Here is an 18519-nt window from a genome sequence, read left to right on the forward strand (position 1 = left end):
AAGGAGTAAGCATGGAATTCGGAATCTGTTTCAAAGGGTTTGTCGATGCCGACCGGGCACGCTATCTCGTCCGCATGGCAGAGCACGCTGGATTCAGTTACTGCTGGTTTTACGACTCGCATATTCTGTGGCGTGAAGCATATCCGGCAATGGCGATGCTGATGGAGCATACGAAAAAAATGCGTTTCGGGCCGCTTGTCACCAATCCGGACGTGCGCGACTGGTCGCTTGCGGCATCGCTTTTCGGTTCACTCGCGAAGCAAAGCGGCGGTCGATTCGAAATCGCGGTAGGCCGCGGCGACAGTTCGCGACGCGTGATGGGCAACAAGCCGGCTTCGCTGGAGCGAGTGGCAGAGTTCGTGTACAAGGTCAAGGCCATGGTGCGTGGAGAGGAGGTGACCTACGAGGGCTGTCCGAACCCGGTGAAATTCCCCTGGTCTGTCGGCTACGACATGCCGGCATGGATCGGCGCATACGGCCCACTCGCGCTCAAGTGCGCTGGAGAGCATGCCGAAGGCGTTGTGCTGCAGATCGCAGAGCCTGGCCTGTGCAAATGGTTCGCGGACCAGTGCAAGACGGCAGCCAGCGCCAGCGGCCGTGAGCCGGGGAAATTCCGTGTAATGGCGGCAGCGCCCGCGTACTTCGGTACGCTGGAAGAAGGCATCGAGGCGACGAAGTGGTTCCCAGCCATGGTCGGCAACCATGTGGCCGATATTGTCGAAAAGTATGGCAAGGATAGCGACCTCGTCCCTCACAGTCTCACGAGCTACGTCGAGAAGCGCAGAGGGTACGACTACTCGAAGCACGGCCAGAGCGATAACCCGTACCTCGACTTCATTACACCGGACGTGGTGCAGTCCTTCTGCGTGCTTGGCCAGCCCAAGGACCACATCCGCAAACTCAATCAGCTCAAGGAAGCCGGTGTCACCCAGTTCAACATCTACCTCGACAACGGTGATGAAGAAAACATCATCTCGACATATGGGCGAGAAGTGATTCCCGCTTTTGCCGGCAACGCGTAACGCGCTGTCGGGCGCAGTCGATAAAGGAAATCTGCTATGAGCAGTGATGCATTGACGGACGAAAACTCTGTCGATCAACCAGGAGCGTCTGTGGGATTCGCTCATGGAACTGGCGTCAATTGGTGCGACGCCAAAAGGCGGCGTGAAGCGCCTTGCTTTGACAGATCTGGACAAGCGCGGTCGCGACAAGGTTGTCTCGTGGGCAAAGGCGGCTGGCCTTTCGGTGAGCGTCGACCAGATTGGCAACATCTTCATGCGTCGTCAGGGCACAAACCCGAAGCTGCCGCCTGTCATGACCGGCAGTCACATCGACACCCAGCCGACCGGCGGGAAGTTCGATGGGAACTACGGCGTACTGGCCGGGCTTGAGGTCGTCCGAACACTGAACGAACTATGCATTCAGACGGAGGCGCCCATTGAAGTCGCGATCTGGACTAACGAGGAAGGCTCTCGTTTCGTGCCGGTCATGATGGGGTCTGGCGTTTTCTGTGGCGCGTTCACGCTCGACTATGCTTACTCCATGAAAGACACGGACGGTTGCAGCGTCCGGGATGAACTCGAACGCATCGGTTATCTCGGCCCGGATGTGTGCGGAAATCACCCGATCGGCTCTTATTTTGAAGCACACATCGAACAGGGGCCTGTGCTGGAGGACGCGGACCGTGTGATTGGCGTAGTGCCCGCGGTACTGGGGCTGTCCTGGTACGACTGCGTTGTGACGGGCGTCGAGTCGCACGCGGGGCCGACGCCGATGCCATTGAGAAGAGATGCGCTTCAGGCTGCGACGGTTTTGATGCAGGAAATTGTAGCCATCGCGAACCGATATGCGCCTGGTGGACGTGGCACAGTCGGGTTCGTGCAGGTATTTCCGAACAGCCGGAACGTCATTCCAGGTGAGGTGCATTTCTCCATCGATCTGCGCAATGAAACCGCGGAGCGACTCGACAAGATGCACGATGAACTCCTTGGCTGCATTTCCGCGGTACAGGCGAGTCGGGAAGTGAAGATTTCGCTCGAACGCGTATCCCATTTTCCGCCATGCCCGTTCGACGCAACGTGCGTGAGCGCCGTGCGCACTGCAACGGAACGGCTCGGCTATTCCCACATGGATGTTGTGTCCGGCGCCGGCCACGACGCTATCTATGTCGCAAGGGTGGCGCCAGCTACGATGATTTTTGTGCCCTGCAAGAATGGCATTAGCCACAACGAGATCGAGGATGCTCGCGCAGACCATCTTGGTGCCGGGTGCAACGTCCTGCTGTACGCGATGTTGGAAAGGGCGGCAGTCGCAAAGTAGACGGGCATTTCCGACGTAAGTCTGACTATTTCAATGGAGGAGTCATCATGCTGATTGGAGTTCCGAAAGAAATCAAGAATCACGAATATCGAGTTGGGCTCACGCCTTCATCCGTGCGTGAGTTGACCGGGCGGGGACACCGGGTTCTCGTACAAGGTAATGCTGGTGCCGCAATTGGCCTCGGAGACGACCTGTTCGAGGCAGCAGGCGCACAGATTGTAAACCGGGCCGAAGAGATATTCGAGCGGGCCGAAATGGTGGTCAAGGTGAAGGAGCCGCAGCAGACTGAGTGGGGCATGCTTCGTCCCGGTCAGATCCTGTACACGTACCTGCACCTGGCGCCAGACCCCGATCAGACGGCCGCCCTCGTGAAGTCTGGTGCGATTTGCATTGCTTACGAAACCATCACAGGTCCCGACGGCGGCCTGCCGCTGCTCGCGCCAATGAGCGAGGTGGCGGGTCGCATGAGCATTCAAGCCGGCGCTGCGCATCTTGAGAAGAGCAAGGGCGGCCGCGGTGTCCTGTTGGGCGGGGTGCCGGGTGTTCAGCCCGCGAACGTCGTCATTATTGGCGCCGGCGTAGTTGGGACCAATGCGCTCCAGATGGCTGTCGGCCTTGGGGCTCGCGTAACGGTGCTGGACAAGAGCGTCCAACGCCTGCGAGCGCTGGACCTTGTGTATGGCAACCGTATCTCGACCGTCTATTCGACGGCATCGAGTATCGAAGACGCCGTCGTTGACGCGGATCTGCTAATCGGTGGCGTGCTTGTACCGGGTGCCGCCGCGCCGAAGCTTGTGACGCGTGCAATGGTATCGAATATGAAGAAGGGGGCGGTGATAGTGGATGTCGCAATCGACCAGGGCGGCTGCCTTGAGACTTCACGCGGAACGACCCATGCAGAACCGACGTTCGAAGTCGATGGGGTCATTCACTACTGCGTGACCAACATGCCAGGCGCCGTGGCGCGAACGTCGACGTTCGCGCTGAACGGCGCGACCCTCGTCCACGCACTTGCCATTGCCGACCGTGGATGGCGCGAAGCGCTCCGCGCTGACCGAAATTTGCGAAATGGGCTGAACGTCTGCGAGGGACACGTCACCTATGCAGCCGTCGCGGCTGGCCTCGGGTATCCGCCTGTGAGTGCGGATAGCGTGCTCGAGTAAGCACCGTAGGCAGCGTCCCGGCGGATTTTACGGCGCAGCCGTGAGAGGCAAATGCACGGCGCAGGTAGCCGTGCGAATCCGTCGGATGATGATCGTGATTTTGAGGATAAGTCTGATGTTGATAGGCATCCCAGCAGAGACGGCGCATGGCGAGCGGCGGGTAGCGGCCACGCCTGAAACGGTGAAAAAATTTGTTGCTAGAGGTCACAAGGTATTGGTACAGCGCGGCGCCGGGATATGGGCTGGAATGCTGGATGACCATTACAGCGCTGTCGGCGCGGAGCTTTCGGATGACTCCGCAACGCTCGCGGCGGACCTAGTCCTGAAAGTCAGAGCGCCTTCTGCGCCCGAGCTTGCAAGACTAAGAAGCGGCGTTGCGCTTGTGGGAATGCTCGACCCGTTCGATAGTGATGGGGTCGGGCGGATGGCCTTGGCGGGCATTAGTGCCTTTGCGCTGGAAGCTGCACCACGCACATCTCGCGCGCAAAGCATTGACGTGCTCAGTTCCCAAGCGAACATCGCGGGATATAAGGCTGTAATGATTGCCGCCGAGCGGTACCAACGAATATTCCCAATGCTCATGACTGCGGCCGGAACGGTGAAGGCTGCCCGTGTATTCGTCCTGGGTGTCGGCGTGGCCGGTCTCCAGGCAATCGCGACAGCTCGACGGTTGGGTGCCGTGGTAGAAGCCTCTGATGTGCGTCCCGTAGTCAAGGAGCAGGTTGAGTCGCTCGGCGCCAAGTTTGTCGATGTCCCATGTGAAACGCAGGAAGAGCGAGATGCGGCTCAAAGGCAAGGCGGCTACGCGAAAGCGATGCCTGAAACCTGGTTACAGCGTCAGAAACAGGAGGTGGCAAAGCGAATCGCAACGGCCGACATTGTCATCACCACGGCGCTGATTCCCGGTCGGCGAGCCCCCGTACTTGTCACTGAGAACATGGTGCGGTCAATGAAACCGGGGTCGGTCGTTGTCGACCTTGCTGCAGCTGCAGGCGGTAACTGCCCGCTCACCGAGCCGGGCAAGACGGTTGTCGTAGACAGTGTGACGATTGTCGGCGAGACGAACCTTCCTGGCCTTGTGGCATCCGACGCGAGCAGTCTGTACGCGCGGAACGTTCTCGAGTTTGTGCGCTTGCTGACGGCCGAAGACGGCAGTCTACATATCAATCTGGAAGACGAAATCGTTGCGGCTTGCCTGGTTGCGCACAACGGGAAACAGAAAGAGGAGTGACGCAATGGAAGCGCTCGTGAGTCACACCGTGACCAATCTGACTGTGCTGGTGCTAGCTATCTACGTTGGCTATCACGTTGTCTGGAATGTTACGCCAGCCCTGCACACCCCACTCATGGCCGTCACCAATGCCATTTCGGCCATCGTCATCGTGGGCGCCATGCCTGCGGCGGTGCAGACCGAGACGCTGTTGGGACGCAGCGTTGGCGTTCTGGCTGTCGCGCTTGCGGCAGTAAATGTTTTCGGCGGATTCATGGTGACACGACGGATGCTTGCCATGTTTAAAAAGAAATCAAAGACTGCAATTGCAGGGAGAGATGAAATGAGCCCAAACATCGTAGCGGTGTTGTATCTGCTCGCGAGCGTTTGCTTCATTCAAGCGCTCAAGGGACTTTCTCACCCAACCACCTCGATACGCGGGAATCTGTTCGGGATGAGCGGTATGGCTATGGCGGTACTTACCACATTGGCGGTGATAGTGGAACATATCCGGGATACGCCCACTCTGATTGGATGGGCGATCGTAGCACTTGTTGTCAGCGGTGCTATCGGAACCACGATGGCAAGACGCGTCGAGATGACGAAAATGCCAGAGCTTGTTGCGTTCATGCACAGCATGATTGGTCTCGCCGCGGTCCTCGTCGCTATTGCGGAAGTCGCGGAGCCGTGGGCGTTCGGGGTGGTCGGGAAAGGCGAGCCGCTGGCAGCCGGAAACAGGGTTGAACTCGCACTGGGCCTGTTCATCGGCGCAGTGACCTTTACCGGTTCGGTAATTGCGTTCGGGAAGCTCTCGGGCAAATACAAAGTCCGGCTCTTCCAGGGCTCGCCGGTGAGGTTTGGTGGGCAGCATCAGATCAACCTCGTTCTTGCATTGACAGCCATTTATTTTTGTTACGACTTCGTTGCTACGCAAGACTGGATCGGCATGCTGATGATGTTAGCGACTGGTCTGGCTCTTGGCGTACTACTCATCATCCCGATTGGCGGTGCAGACATGCCAGTCGTAGTTTCGATGCTAAATAGCTACTCTGGGTGGGCTGCCGCTGGCATTGGCTTTAGCCTTGGCAATTCGATGCTCATTATTGCGGGCTCGCTTGTCGGCAGCTCTGGCGCCATCCTGAGCTATATCATGTGCCGCGCCTTGAACCGTTCGTTTTTCAGCGTCATACTCGGCGGCTTTGGCGCAGCAGCGGATGCGCAAGGAACCCCTGCCTCGCCACAGAGAAGCGTGAAATCTGGCAGCGCCGACGACGCGGCATTTGTGCTTGGCAATGCAGAGAGCGTTGTAATCGTGCCGGGATATGGTCTGGCGGTCGCACGGGCACAGCATGCGGTAAAGGAAATGGCGCAGAAGCTGACCGAGAAGGGTGTAAACGTGAAGTATGCGATTCACCCAGTAGCTGGCCGCATGCCAGGGCACATGAACGTATTGCTCGCGGAAGCAGAGGTGCCTTACGACCAGGTCTTCGAAATGGAGGACATCAACAGCGAATTCGGCCACGCCGACGTCGCGATTGTTTTGGGCGCCAACGATGTCGTCAATCCCGCTGCCTTGCAGAAGGGTAGTCCGATCTTCGGCATGCCTATTCTGGACGCGTACAAGGCGAAAACTGTCATTGTCAACAAACGCTCAATGGCAGCCGGCTACGCGGGGCTCGATAACGAACTTTTCTACATGGAGAAGTCGATGATGGTTTTCGGCGACGCAAAGAAGGTCGTGGAAGATATTGTCAAATCAATCGACTGAGCATCCGGAATGTAGGTGCCGCGCAATTCTGGCGTGCCTGCCTTTCATCTCAAACAGCGAGCAGAAAATCCCATAGTTCAGGCTCGTTGGATGTCGCAGCGTTAAACCGGAACCACGAAGACGGATTCTCATTCGCTGTGAGATCGGAGCCCCGTGCAAGCCAGATTCCACGAGACGGAGCTTGCGTTGCAAGGACTTCTGCGCGCTCCGACTTAACTGGCAGTTTTGCCCAGAGAAAAAGCCCAGCCTTGGGTGTCGCGAAGGTCTCAATATCGAGGCCGGGGAATGCGTCAGTCATCCGTGAATGGGTCTCCTTCAACCTCTCCTTGGGAAACTGCGTGCCGCTCATAGTGACCTTCGATGAGCATGTTGGCAACAAGACGTTCACTGAGTTCGGATGACGTCAGACCAATGGCCATCTTCGTGCGGTAAAGATTCGACAGGAAACGAGCGGTTGTACGGGTTCCGGACCTGTGTGTGTCGCTATTTACTTCGGATGGTGGCGCCGCTCGCGTTTTTGGGCGTCGGGTCAAGGTCGGAACGATCGGCGTTCATGTGCCTATCTCGGTGCCGATGGCGTGGCATTCATTCGGGGGTTGGAAACGCTCTCTGTTTGGCGACCATCATGCGTGTGGCGGGGAAGGCGTTCGGCTTTACACGCACTACAAGAGCATCATGCAGCGGTGGCCCGATGGTATTGCCAAGGGTGCCGAGTTCACGATGCCTGTTGCAAAGTAGAAGCCGACAACAATGGGCCGTGGGTCGGCAAACGGCTGTTGACTCTCGCTCTGCCCTCGACGGCGGTTCTTTGCATGTCATGCACTTGCTCGCATAGAATGAGAGGGGTACCCCGGAGTGCCACTCTCAAATCTCCCTCGAAGGCAATTTCAGGACATGGTTTCAAGAAAGGCGGACCGCGCGACCCGTTTGGCGCAAACCTTGCCACTGGAAGCTCTTCCTCGCCCGGCTTACTTCCGTGCATACCGCATTACGGCCGGTACGCTCGTCGAGCCGCACGTTCATGATTGGTGCCAGTTTGCCTTTGCTCGCCGCGGCATCATGCACGTGCGAGTCAGCAACTCGACGATGATTGTTCCACCGCAGTATGGCATGTGGCTGCCAGTCAATACTCGGCATTCCGTCTGGGCCCCGGAGGATGTTGACCTTGAGAGCATCTATATCAGCGACCCTGCCATCATCGCCGCGATTGCACGATGCCGTGTCGTGTTGGTCAGTGACCTCGTTCGAGCGTTTATTCATCACGTATGTACCGTAGTCCGGGAGGACTATGACGAGGCAGGGAAAGATGGTATGAAAGTCCAGGTTTTGCTGGACCTCCTCGGCGATCTGCCCGACGCTCCGCTCAACCTGCCGTTGCCGGAAGACACGAAGTTGCTCTATGTGTGCGAGCAGATTCAGGCGAATCCGAGCAATACGCTTGGCGCTGGCGAGTGGGCAAAGGAGTTGAACATTTCGGACCGAACCCTGGCCAGGCACTTCCTCAAACAAACGGGCATGACGTTTCACAACTGGAAGCAGCGGTTACGCCTCCTGCGTTCGCTTGAGATGCTCAAGGATGGAACAAGCGTGACTGCCGTAGCGCTCGATTTGGGTTACAGCAGCACTTCAGCGTTCATCTTCGCTTTCAGGTCGCTTTTCGGGTGTCCGCCCAAGCAGTTTTACGCGACTGACAGGACTGATCGCATCGTCTGAGTTGCGCACCATGCGGGCGCAGCCACCGGTGGCGTTTCCCGAGCAGCCGAAGAAAAAGTTAGCGAAACGTTGGCGTTTTCCTGCGCACGGTTGTCTGTATTTTGATAGTTTGTCGAGAATTATCGATTTATTCTGAAGTCTCACTTACCCTAGGAGACTTCAAAATGCTTCACGACCTCACGCTCTCGATTGATATGAATGACCCCGTTGTGGGCAAAGCGAACATGGACCAGCACAGCTTTATGTCTGCGGGCCATATCGGGACTCACCTTGATACCTACCTGCAGTCGACGATTCCGCCGGAGTTCTGCGTGCGCAAGGGAAAGGTGTATGACGCTACCGCGTTTGCTGGCCGGGATGTAGATCTGAGCGTCCTGGACAGGCAGCCGCCCGAAGCCGGTGATTTCGCCATCTTTCACACGGGATTTCTAGAGAAGTACAGCTATGGGACGCGTGAGTACTTTAAGGACCATCCCCAATTGTCCTGGGAACTCATCGACCATCTGATTGAAAAGGGCGTCAGCTTCATCGGTATCGACGCAGCGGGAGTCCGTCGCGGTGACGAACATGGCGTCGCTGACCGTCGTGCCGAAGAGGGTGGGGTCTACATCATCGAGAATCTGGCTAACATCGGCCGGCTTGCTCATTCGGCGAAGGAGGGCGACTTTAAGGTGTTCACCGGGTGGACTGGACTGCGCGGATTTAGCGGTCTCTCGTGTCGTGTAATCGCTGACTTCGGTCGTTACGTTTGATTCGGAGGTTTTCCCACAGTCAACCCGAGGGAGACCGACGCCCCGCCCCCGGGTTCTCGCCCTGTATTGGCGGAAGGAGACAACGATATGTCAAACGAAAACGTACAGATGGAGGCCGGTGCTCCCTCGTTCGTATCACAGGCCGTATATCGCGACGCAATGGCCCGGTTGGGCACCGCCGTCAACGTCGTTACGACCGATGGCCCGTCAGGGCGGGCAGGCTTCACAGCTTCGGCGGTTTGCAGCGTGACCGATAGCCCGCCGACTCTTCTGGTTTGTGTTAATCGCAACTCGTCATCGTACGCCTCGGTCCTTACGAATCGGGTTCTTTGCGTAAATACGTTGAGCGATGGTCATGAAAGTCTGTCGCGGACATTCGGTAGCAAGGCAAGTTCCAATGAACGGTTTGCTGCTGGAAATTGGAGTACGCTTGAAACTGGGGCGCCTGTACTTAACGGTGCATTGGTGGCCTTCGACTGTCGGGTCGTTGAAGTCGTGCAGCAGGGTACGCATGACGTCTTCTTCTGCCAGGTCGAGGCGATCCGGGATTGCGCAGAGGCGCAGGGGGGGCTGGTCTATTTCGCGCGCCGGTACCATTCGCTCGCCCATGCGATCGGATGATGTCTCTAGTGACGCTTGCCGTGAAACGGCCGCTTGTTGCGGATAAGCGATATGAAAGAACGCTGGTCAAAGCCAAAGCTTGTTGAGTCAGCATCGCTTGACGTTCGTCTGACCGACTTGCAGCCGCATTTAGATTTTACGGAAACGTTGGACGACGGAACCGTGGTGGGATGGCACGCGCACGAGTTTGCGCAGGTCCTAAACCCCGAGCACGGAGCCGTCGCATTGTTTGTCAGGGACTGGTTGAGTATCGTGCCTCAATCACATGCTGCCTTCATCCCGGCCGGGGTCATGCACACGGTAGTAGCGAACACGGATGCTTCGTTGCGTACTGTCTGCATTCAGTCCAACACCTTGATGCCAGTCGGTCAAACATCCGTCCGTCCGATTATCAGAAAAATATCAACATCCGGTGGCGACGTTCGGTCAAGTTTGCAAGACCGACTGATTGCGACGTTCCTTCCTCAGGATGTTTCACCCGACGAAGTTGAGCTCAAACTGAATCTGTTTCTCGCCGGCGTACCCATACCGCGGGACCGACGTGCGCGTCCCATTGCATTTCGGCTCATGAGCGCACTTCATGATCAGCGAACGCTGAAGGAGTGGGGAGAAATACTCGGCGCCAGCGAGCGTACCCTCACGCGAATATTTCACGATGAAACAGGGTTGGGCTTTCGTACTTGGCGACTTCGCGTGCAGGTCGCGGCGACAATCGCATTGCTCTTTTGTGGTCGCTCGGTCAAGAGCGCCGCGTGCTCTGCCGGGTACTCCAACCCTTCAGCTTTTGTCTCTGCTTTCCATGCCGCAACGGGTCAATCTCCGTTGGAGTACATCAAGGGAGCCTGTTGGGACTGATTCTGGCCCGTGTTTAGCATGTCCGGCCCAAAACCGGCTGCATCCTTAAACTGTCAGGTGAAGTGATTCGCGTGCCAAGGTAAATGCGTGCCTGGCAATTCACTGCTACGGCCCGTCGCCGAGTTTCGCTTTACTGAGAACCGACTCAATCACGCGAGGCTCGGAGCATTGCCCCGACTCGCGGACAATACGTAGTTGGTTCAGTGCCTAGAAGTTGAGCTGCTGACTTCAAAAACCGGCATACCTTCGTCACTTGCAGGAACGGCTATCGGCTCGCGGCTGAGGCCTCGCGCAATGGCATGCAGCGCAATGCCACCGAAAGTTGCCGTCCCGATGCCCCCAAGAGAAAAGCCGAAGAACGTCAGGGTGAAATCGCCCGTTCCGAGAATGAAAATCGTGGCGCCGACTATCAGATTTCGGTTTGAGGAAAGGTCGACACGATGGTTGGTCCAGATGCGCACGCCAGCAACCGCAATTAACCCAAAGACGACTATGGAGACACCGCCCATTACGGAGGATGGGATGGTCAGGATAACAGCGCCGAACTTCGGCGAGAACCCAAGAAAAATTGCGACTAGCGCAGCGATGACAAAGGTGAGGGACGAGTAAATCTTGGTTACAGCCATTACGCCAATATTCTCGGCATACGTTGTGACGCCCGTTCCGCCGACGGAGCCGGAAAGAATGGTGGCAAGGCCGTCGCCCAGGAAGGCCCGGCCGGCGTAGCTGTCGAGGTTCTTACCCGTGATGGCCCCGACCGCCTTAACATGACCGAGGTTTTCGGCGACGAGGATGATGGCAATAGGTGCCATCATCAGCGCGGCGTGGGAAGAGAAGATTGGGGATGCAAATTTGGGTAGTCCAATCCAACTGGCGTTGGCTACGGGCGAAAAGTCTATAGGCTTGCCGAGGCCCATGCCATTCGTCAGGATGGCATATAGAGCGTAGGCTGCAATTACGCCGAGCAGTAACATCAACCGCTGAGGAAGTCCTCTTGCGCGAACCGCAACAGCGGTGATGAGGACAATGGTACCCAGCGCGAAGATGCCGTCGAACAGGTTGTGGCTAAGCCCCTTTACGGCAACCCCGGCCAGATTTAAGCCGAGTACGGATACTACGGCGCCAGTGACGACCGGTGGCATGACATGTTCAATCCAGTCAGTGCCTACGGCCATGACCGCGAGGCCGATTAGGGCATAAATGATGCCGCAGACAATGATTCCGCCAAGAGCGATAGGCAAGGATGCGTTTGCCCCGTGGCCTGAATAGCCGGTGACGGCGACAACTGCGCCGATGAATGCGAAGCTTGAACCGAGGTAGCTTGGAACGCGACCGCCAACTATCAGGAAGAAAATAAGCGTTCCAATGCCGGACATAAGGATCGCCACGTTCGGGTCGAATCCCATGATGAGCGGGGCAATCACTGTCGCTCCGAACATTGCGACTACGTGTTGCATACCCATGGCAACAGTCTGTCCCCAAGGCAGGCGCTCGTCTGGAGCCACGGGTTCATTGGGGCCTCGGTTGACGGGCAGTTTCCATCGTGGGAAGTAGTTTTTTAGCATCACATACTCCGATTACAGAGGGTGGGGCCCCATCACATAACGTTGGGCACAGTCTGGAGGCCATTGTTTGAGGAATTGGCTGGGGTCACTCTAAGAAGCCAATACTCGCCGTACAACCGATTGGAATGTCGAGTTCCAGCCACAATCGAATTCGGCATTACTCGTCATACTGGTGGGTACATTGGCTTGCATTGCACAACCCGTGATGTGCACCGGGTTGGGGCGCGGCACGAAACGCCGTAGATTTCCGGTGACTCCCCGTCAAAAACGAGACTGTTTGGCATACGTGTACATTTGTGGCGGAATTTCGACATCGCCCGCAGTTGCAACGAATTTCAGCAAGTGGCGTAATGAAGCATGGCCCGACGGAAACGCCTTATGTCGATGATCGCGGCAGCAGGCGCAGTGAGGCGAGGGCCGCTATCGCACCGAGTGGGAGGCGTTCATGGACATCCTGGATGTAGCACGCAAGGCCGGAATGGTGGTTGTGCTCGAAGGCAAAATCGGACGCGAGGAGTACCAGAGCGTGCACGGGTCGCTCGCGGCATTCCAGCGCTTTGTGGATAGCGTATTGTTAAAACCGGACAGCGCAGCGGTAGCTGGAGGTGCTAGTGAACTTCAGGCTTGAGGCAGCGTAGATATGCACCGGATACCGCGGGGTTTGTTGACGTTGCCTGTGTCTTTGCGCCAATGGCTTACCTTCTCGGCATTCCGTTCCACGAGACTGTTTTCGCTGGTGGATTCATCGGCGAAAAAATTATCCTGAGCGAGTTCGTTGCTTACGCATCGCCGTTTCCATATCCTCACAGAACTGGAGTTATGCAGATGGACCAACTAACCGTTGCCGTTCTCAGCTTTGCGCTGTGTGGATTCGCGAATCTGAATTCGGTCGCTGTGATGTCAGGTGCATTTGCCACGGTGGTGCCCGGGCGTCGGTCGGAGATAGCCAGATACGGACTGAGAGTGGTCCTTGCCGCGACTCTGTCGAATCTGCTCAGCAAAACTATTGAAGGAATGTTCCTATTGCTCACCTGGAGTGTCGCCCGTTGGCCATCATTGCCGCATTCAGGCCGGTGCGTTGATAAACGTCAGCGAGTCGTGCGGATGCTCACTTTTCAAGGAACCGTGATTTCTGGCGTTAGAGTTGGCGGGGGCGATCGCGCCGACTTTTTTGATGGAGCCAAAGGAGAGTGTGATGGTCGCGACGGGCAATTCTTTGCGCGCGCTGGTTGAGAAATGGATTGGGCCGCCGCCATGGACATCGGCCAGGATAATACGGCTAGCACGCTTGCACTCAAATCATCGCCGCTGTCTGCGCATAGAGGCATCGCGCTCCGCTGGCGCGATGGCGATTTACTTATTTCTCCACGATGATGGTTTCTGGTACGTATTTCCATCCGAAGCGGGACGCCCATCCATGCGCGTTTCATGAGATTGGCCGAGATCGTTTCAGCGCTCAAGCGGACAAGCCTTGGCGAATCGAAACAGCGAAGTGGATCTGACGGAAGGCTCTCGAAGGAGATGCTACGCAGCGACGGCCTTGACTCTCTTGCAATTCTCTAAATTATCAATACGGGATGGGGTCTAAAATGCATAACATAAGGCTATCTAAAATGCGGACCCAAGTATCGATGACGCAATGTCGCTCATTTTTCAAACATCTTATCCAGATATCGAATTGCTCGGGGTGACCTCGGTCTTCGGTATCGATACGATCGACAATACAACGCGAAACGCTCTGTATCTCGTTAAGAAGCTTCCTGACGCTAGCGTCTTTGTTGCCAAGGGGGAAGCGTCCGTTGCATACTCAGGCGCCAACTCCCATATCTCACGTCCACGTCCACGTTCAAGTGCTCTTGGTTGCGCTCCCCTCCCTGAGAGGACATATCGCCAACTTGGCGAACGTCCGGCATATCAACAATTCATCATTGATACGATTCGCCAATACCTAGGCGAGGTTAGTCTGATCGTTGTAGGCTGACTGACCAACATAGCTCTCGCATTGCGCGCTGCGCCTGACATTCAAAGATGCGTCAAACAGGTGATCCTGATGGGGGGCGACTTCGAGAGAAACGGCATCTTGAGGAACGTTTCGCCATGCGCCGAGGCTAGTATCGCTGCCGACCCACGCGCTGCCGATGGGGCGTTCAAAGCATCGTAGAACGTGACGGCCCTTGGACTAGACGTCACTCAGCAGACTTTTACCTCAACAGACTATATGCTCGCACTGAAGGCAGATGTTGGAGTCAACGGCCAGTTGCATAGCGTGTGATTTGGCACTATGAGCAATTTCATCGGAAAAGCGAAGATATCGATGGAATCTATGCGCACGACTAATCTGCTTCTGCCTACCTGCTTGCACCGCATCTTTAGAAGACGCGCCCCGGCACGTCAGCTTCCGTAAATTTCCTTTCTATCCCCTAGCAGATTCGCGCAGTCTGATTCGTTTGCATGCGTATGCAAACGTTCCACAAATGGACGGTGACGCCGCGGTTGCAGAGTCGAGCAGGATCTCGCCTTGCTTGCGTCAGCGAGCATTCCGGCGGCATGACTCGCTCTACGGCAACCGACTCTGCTTTTTTAAAAATGCCCGTTCGGTCAAAATACTTGACTATACGGAAATTGACTGGTTATAGTTGCGACAAGCCTGCCGGGGGCGATGGGCAAGTGCAGGAGCGTGCAATGCTTGAAGAGATATCCCCGCTGCACGAGCGCGTAGATTTAAGACCGAGCGCGCTGGCACTCACAACCTGACCGTTCGGTCACAGTGCTGGGTCGACCGGGCAGAACGTATTCGAGAATGGAGATGAGATGATGAGCGAGCAATCAACGAAGAACGACCAGGCTGGCAAAACGGCCGGCAAACAGTCGGCGCTGCAACCGGCGGAGCATGAGCCGTTCGTAGCGCCGGCGGCGATCCCGACCGCGCCGGCACAGGCCGCGGCTCGTGCCGGCGCCGCGCAGGCCAAGGAAAGCCGAGCGAAGTTCAAGGCGCTTTCTTCGGAGCACATGCCGAAGGATTTTTCGATTTCACTCGACGCCTATCGCCGCGGCGGCACAGATGCCTTTCTGGGACACGCTCCGAAACATGCGGTCGCTCAATCGATGCGTGGTTTCGAGCCGACTTACGTGAACGTCGTCGATTACATCGTACGGATCACACATCAGATTTGGGAAGAGAAGGACATCGGCTACATCTACGACACCTATAGCCACGATTGCGCGGTATGGGACGACCTGGCGCTTCAGTACGGGCGCGACAAGATCGTCGCGGACACCATCGCGCTGAACAATGCATTTCCCGATATCCGCATCGTAGCGGACGAAGTGATTTGGGCCGGCGACGACACGGTAGGTTTCCATACGTCGCATCGCACACGGATCATCGGCACCAATACCGGCTACACGCGCTACGGCGAGCCGACCGGCAATCGTGTCCAGTTCTGGTGTCTCGCGAACTGCATCGCTCGCGACAACGAAATCTTTCATGAACATGTCGTCTACGACACGGCTTCGGTCGTGCAGCAACTCGGCTACGACGTCATGGAGACGGCGCGCAAGATTGCACAGGTCGGCAACGGCATTCCTCTACCCAAAGACTTCCTCGGCAGCGAGCCGCGGCGCACGAGCGGGCAGTCGAAGCCACCCCGCATGACGATCCCCTCGGACGTCGGCAACGACCCGGAGCCGTTCGTTCGTGCGGCGCTGCACACGATCTGGAACCGCCGCAACCTGAGCGCCGTTAGCCGTGTGTATCACGAGTCGGTGCTGGTGCAGGTCACCGCCGGCCGCAACTTCCATGGCCACGGTCAGTTGCAGTCGTTCATGCTGTCCCTGCTCGCGATGTTCCCTGACATGCTCTATTCGATCGACGACGTCTACTGGATGGGTAACGCACGCGAAGGCTATCTCGTCGCTATACGCTGGAGCATGCTTGGCACACATCGCGGCCACGGCCGTTATGGCGCGCCGACCGGCAAGGAAATTAATCTGTGGGGCATCACGCACTGGGTGATCGAAGACAGCAAGGTCACCAAGGAATGGACTATGTTCAACGAGTTCGGCGTTCTGATGCAAATCACCGGATAACCCACCAGATTCAGCGATTCAGGGCGCGACACGCAAGCGGGCTTGCGTGTCGACGGCGGCTTAGCGATCAGGGAGACTCGGCGCGCCGGTTTGGGCGACCGATGGAGACATTGGTGAAGAGCATCAGATTAATAGGCAGCCTCGCGATGGCGGTGGCGATGGCCATGGCTTTGACGGCGGGCGAGGCGCGCGCGGATTGCGGCATTCCGTCGGGTTCCGTGAGGATTCTTGCCAATGACTTTGCGGCGTTGCGCATTGTCATTGCAGCGGCACAGCAGTGCGCATCGCCTTCGGTCAGCATCACCGCCAACGAAACGACCGAGCACCAGAGCCTGCAGGTGCCGGCGCTGCAGATTACGCCCGCAGCTTATACGGCTGTGTTCGTGGCGAACAACTCGATTTTCCCGTTGATGAACAAGGGCCTCATCCGGCCACTCGATGACCTCATCGCGAAGTACGGCAAGAATCTGACGCCGGACCAGCTCGTGAAGGTGGACGGCAAAGTGATGGCGGTAGCGGTCGACATCAATGCGGAGCATCTGTTCTATCGCGAGGACATTCTTCAGAAGGCCGGATTGCCGCCGCCCACCAGCTACGAACAGATTCTTGCCGCCGCGAAGACGATACGCGACAAAGGCCTGATGCAGTACCCCCTCGCTGCGACGGACAAGGCGGGCTGGTACATCGCGGCTGAGTTCGTCAACATGTACTTCGGTTATGGCGGCCAGCTGTTCAAGGCCGGTAGCGCGGCGCCCAACATTAACAATGCGAAGGGTGTTGCAGCCTTGAACATGATGAAAGCGCTGACCGCCTACATGGCGCCAGACTATTCGACCTACAGCGCCGACGAAATGAATAAGGTGTACATGGCGGGCAGGACGGCGATCATGAACCAGTGGGGCTCGGTGGCGGACACGGTGATCGATCCGAAAGGCGCGGCCCCGGACGTCGCGGCGAACACGGTGCTCGCCGCGGCGCCGACGGTAGGCGGCGGCCAGACGCCGGCCGGCGCGCTCTGGTGGGACGGTTTCTCGATCGCCCGCAATATCTCCGACGCCGATGCGGAGGCCTCGTTTCGTGCGCTCATGCATGGAATCCAGCCGGCCGTCGCGCGCGCGCATCCTGATGACGCTACATGGCTGGCGAGCGGCTATCAACCCGGCACGGGTTCAGCCGGCGTATTGGCCACCGCGCACGCGCATCCGCAGTCGTATCCGATGGTGCCGTATATGGACCTGTTGCACGCCGCGCTCGGCACTGAGCTGCCGCAGTTCCTGCTAGGGCGCGAATCAGCGGAGGCGGCGCTTGCCAACGTGGAGGCTGCGTATATCGCATCGGCTCGTGAAAGCGGCTTCCTGCGTTAGCGCGGCCCGGGCGTCCTCACGCTCGCATGAACAACCTCGCCTGAGAGAGAATCTATCGTGCATCGCAAAGCGTTCTTCGCATTCATGCTGCCATCGTTGCTGGCCATGTTCGTTTTCATTGCGCTCCCGATTATTTCGGTCGCCGTGCAATCCTTTTATACGCAACACGAGCAGGTGCTGGTCAAGTCGCAGATGTGCGCGCCATTCGGCGGTTGTACCGAAGGTGTGCGCGTCGATTCCGACGCGACCGAAAAACTACGCAACGCGCACCCGCTCGGCCATTTCAACGGCTTCGGCACCTATCTCGACCGCAATCACCTCGCCGTGGAGGAGGTTCGGCTTGCGCTGAAAAGCCACGACAGCTGGCGCGACAGCGTGGCGCGGATCTATTCGCTGCCGTTCTACAAGGCGCTGTCTTTCACACTCGCATACACGTTCATCGTGACGCCGCTGGCGATGCTGCTCGGTTTCGCGATCGCGCTCGCCGTCGACGCGGTTGCACCTATCTACAAAGGGCCAGTGATTTTCTTTTCGCTGCTGCCGATGATCATCACGCCGCTGATCGGCGCGCTGATTCTCTACTGGATGATCAATCCGCAGGGGATCATCGGCGCAAGCCTGCAAACGCTGCTCGGTGATCCGCAACTGACGCTGAACGCCTCCGCGCCGCTCACTTGGTTTGCACTATTCACGTACGGCGTGTGGACCAATGCACCGTTTTCTTTCATCGTGCTCTACGCCGGCCTGCAGACGGTGCCCCACGACACGCTCGAGGCGACGATGATCGACGGCGCGAGCCGCTGGCAACGCGTGCGCTACGTGGTGATTCCGCACCTTTGGCCGCTCGCGACATTCATTGCGCTCGTGCAACTGATGGATAACTTCCGCGTATTCGAACCGATTGTCGGGTTGAGCGCACAGGCCAACGCGACCTCGCTGAGCTGGAATGTGTTCCATGATCTGCAGGGTCAGGCCGACCAGCAATTCGGTTCGGCGGCGGCCACTTCGGTGCTGACGATCGTCGGCGTGATGATTCTGCTCGCGCCGGTGCTAATGCGCACGTGGCGCGAATTCAACCCAAAATAGGAGACCCCTCATGT

General features: G+C 57.5%; 15 protein-coding genes and 2 pseudogenes. 16 read left to right on the forward strand and 1 reads right to left on the reverse strand.

All coding sequences use genetic code 11. The features are described from left to right. Positions 1–11: 11 nt before the first annotated feature. The 10 genes and pseudogenes from FQ705_RS12215 (at position 12) to FQ705_RS12260 (ending at position 10401) form a co-directional block, all read left to right on the forward strand. Positions 12–1022 carry a TIGR03842 family LLM class F420-dependent oxidoreductase gene (locus FQ705_RS12215; RefSeq protein WP_144141087.1) on the forward strand — a complete coding sequence of 337 codons (1011 nt, stop codon included), beginning with the start codon at positions 12–14 and terminating at the stop codon, positions 1020–1022. A 103-nt stretch (positions 1023–1125) separates the two neighbouring features. Continuing rightward, positions 1126–2319 (forward strand): Zn-dependent hydrolase, encoded by a 1194-nt coding sequence (locus FQ705_RS12220; protein ID WP_144141089.1) that lies wholly within the window; start codon positions 1126–1128, stop codon positions 2317–2319. A 47-nt stretch (positions 2320–2366) separates the two neighbouring features. Continuing rightward, entirely contained in the window at positions 2367–3482 is a 1116-nt protein-coding gene (gene ald, locus FQ705_RS12225; protein ID WP_144141091.1) for an alanine dehydrogenase, read from the forward strand. A gap of 115 nt (positions 3483–3597) precedes the next feature. Further along, entirely contained in the window at positions 3598–4713 is a 1116-nt protein-coding gene (locus FQ705_RS12230; RefSeq protein ID WP_144142372.1) for a Re/Si-specific NAD(P)(+) transhydrogenase subunit alpha, read from the forward strand. A gap of 4 nt (positions 4714–4717) precedes the next feature. Then, complete coding sequence (locus FQ705_RS12235) at positions 4718–6460, forward strand: NAD(P)(+) transhydrogenase (Re/Si-specific) subunit beta (RefSeq protein WP_144141093.1); 1743 nt, start codon at positions 4718–4720, stop codon at positions 6458–6460. A 450-nt stretch (positions 6461–6910) separates the two neighbouring features. Further along, positions 6911–7198: pseudogene (locus tag FQ705_RS12240) on the forward strand (aldehyde dehydrogenase family protein); the annotation flags it as partial. A 156-nt stretch (positions 7199–7354) separates the two neighbouring features. Continuing rightward, a complete protein-coding gene (locus FQ705_RS12245) occupies positions 7355–8173 on the forward strand; it encodes an AraC family transcriptional regulator (protein WP_144141095.1) in 819 nt (272 codons plus the stop codon). A 164-nt stretch (positions 8174–8337) separates the two neighbouring features. Beyond that, positions 8338–8925: a cyclase family protein gene (locus tag FQ705_RS12250; protein ID WP_144141097.1), complete on the forward strand. Its 588-nt coding sequence runs from the start codon at positions 8338–8340 to the stop codon at positions 8923–8925. An 87-nt stretch (positions 8926–9012) separates the two neighbouring features. Then, on the forward strand, positions 9013–9546 hold the full coding sequence (locus FQ705_RS12255; protein WP_144141099.1) for a flavin reductase: 534 nt from the start codon (positions 9013–9015) through the stop codon (positions 9544–9546). Positions 9547–9597: 51 nt separating this feature from the next. Further along, positions 9598–10401, forward strand: a complete 804-nt coding sequence (locus tag FQ705_RS12260; protein ID WP_144141101.1) for a helix-turn-helix domain-containing protein — start codon at positions 9598–9600, stop codon at positions 10399–10401. 200 nt (positions 10402–10601) lie between these two features. Here FQ705_RS12260 and FQ705_RS12265 read toward each other — a convergent pair whose 3' ends face one another. Further along, positions 10602–11966 (reverse strand): solute carrier family 23 protein, encoded by a 1365-nt coding sequence (locus FQ705_RS12265; protein ID WP_144141103.1) that lies wholly within the window; start codon positions 11964–11966, stop codon positions 10602–10604. 445 nt (positions 11967–12411) lie between these two features. Here FQ705_RS12265 and FQ705_RS12270 point away from each other — a divergent pair, with 445 nt between their 5' ends. The 6 genes and pseudogenes from FQ705_RS12270 (at position 12412) to FQ705_RS12300 (ending at position 18505) form a co-directional block, all read left to right on the forward strand. Beyond that, positions 12412–12594, forward strand: a complete 183-nt coding sequence (locus tag FQ705_RS12270) for a hypothetical protein (protein ID WP_144141105.1) — start codon at positions 12412–12414, stop codon at positions 12592–12594. After that, entirely contained in the window at positions 12591–13199 is a 609-nt protein-coding gene (locus FQ705_RS12275) for a nucleoside transporter C-terminal domain-containing protein (RefSeq protein ID WP_260854460.1), read from the forward strand. Before FQ705_RS12270 ends, FQ705_RS12275 begins: the two co-directional genes overlap by 4 nt. A gap of 394 nt (positions 13200–13593) precedes the next feature. After that, a pseudogene (locus FQ705_RS34505) lies at positions 13594–14127 on the forward strand (nucleoside hydrolase). A 653-nt stretch (positions 14128–14780) separates the two neighbouring features. Continuing rightward, positions 14781–16055: an ester cyclase gene (locus FQ705_RS12290; RefSeq protein ID WP_186307839.1), complete on the forward strand. Its 1275-nt coding sequence runs from the start codon at positions 14781–14783 to the stop codon at positions 16053–16055. A 113-nt stretch (positions 16056–16168) separates the two neighbouring features. Continuing rightward, positions 16169–17419, forward strand: a complete 1251-nt coding sequence (locus FQ705_RS12295; RefSeq protein WP_222105643.1) for an ABC transporter substrate-binding protein — start codon at positions 16169–16171, stop codon at positions 17417–17419. A gap of 57 nt (positions 17420–17476) precedes the next feature. Then, on the forward strand, positions 17477–18505 hold the full coding sequence (locus tag FQ705_RS12300) for a carbohydrate ABC transporter permease (protein WP_144141113.1): 1029 nt from the start codon (positions 17477–17479) through the stop codon (positions 18503–18505). The last annotated feature ends 14 nt before the right edge of the window (positions 18506–18519 follow it).

The sequence above is a fragment of the Paraburkholderia sp. BCC1884 genome, assembly GCF_900996225.1.
Lineage (GTDB): Bacteria > Pseudomonadota > Gammaproteobacteria > Burkholderiales > Burkholderiaceae > Paraburkholderia.

Excerpts from the sequence above, each read along its gene's own strand:
- FQ705_RS12215 (WP_144141087.1), top strand. The coding sequence starts at position 12 with ATGGAATTCGGAATCTGTTTCAAAGGGTTTGTCGATGCCGACCGGGCA.
- FQ705_RS12220 (WP_144141089.1), top strand. The coding sequence starts at position 1,126 with ATGGAACTGGCGTCAATTGGTGCGACGCCAAAAGGCGGCGTGAAGCGC.
- ald (WP_144141091.1), top strand. The coding sequence starts at position 2,367 with ATGCTGATTGGAGTTCCGAAAGAAATCAAGAATCACGAATATCGAGTT.
- FQ705_RS12230 (WP_144142372.1), top strand. The coding sequence starts at position 3,598 with ATGTTGATAGGCATCCCAGCAGAGACGGCGCATGGCGAGCGGCGGGTA.
- FQ705_RS12235 (WP_144141093.1), top strand. The coding sequence starts at position 4,718 with ATGGAAGCGCTCGTGAGTCACACCGTGACCAATCTGACTGTGCTGGTG.
- FQ705_RS12245 (WP_144141095.1), top strand. The coding sequence starts at position 7,355 with ATGGTTTCAAGAAAGGCGGACCGCGCGACCCGTTTGGCGCAAACCTTG.
- FQ705_RS12250 (WP_144141097.1), top strand. The coding sequence starts at position 8,338 with ATGCTTCACGACCTCACGCTCTCGATTGATATGAATGACCCCGTTGTG.
- FQ705_RS12255 (WP_144141099.1), top strand. The coding sequence starts at position 9,013 with ATGTCAAACGAAAACGTACAGATGGAGGCCGGTGCTCCCTCGTTCGTA.
- FQ705_RS12260 (WP_144141101.1), top strand. The coding sequence starts at position 9,598 with ATGAAAGAACGCTGGTCAAAGCCAAAGCTTGTTGAGTCAGCATCGCTT.
- FQ705_RS12265 (WP_144141103.1), bottom strand. The coding sequence starts at position 11,966 with ATGCTAAAAAACTACTTCCCACGATGGAAACTGCCCGTCAACCGAGGC.
- FQ705_RS12270 (WP_144141105.1), top strand. The coding sequence starts at position 12,412 with ATGGACATCCTGGATGTAGCACGCAAGGCCGGAATGGTGGTTGTGCTC.
- FQ705_RS12290 (WP_186307839.1), top strand. The coding sequence starts at position 14,781 with ATGAGCGAGCAATCAACGAAGAACGACCAGGCTGGCAAAACGGCCGGC.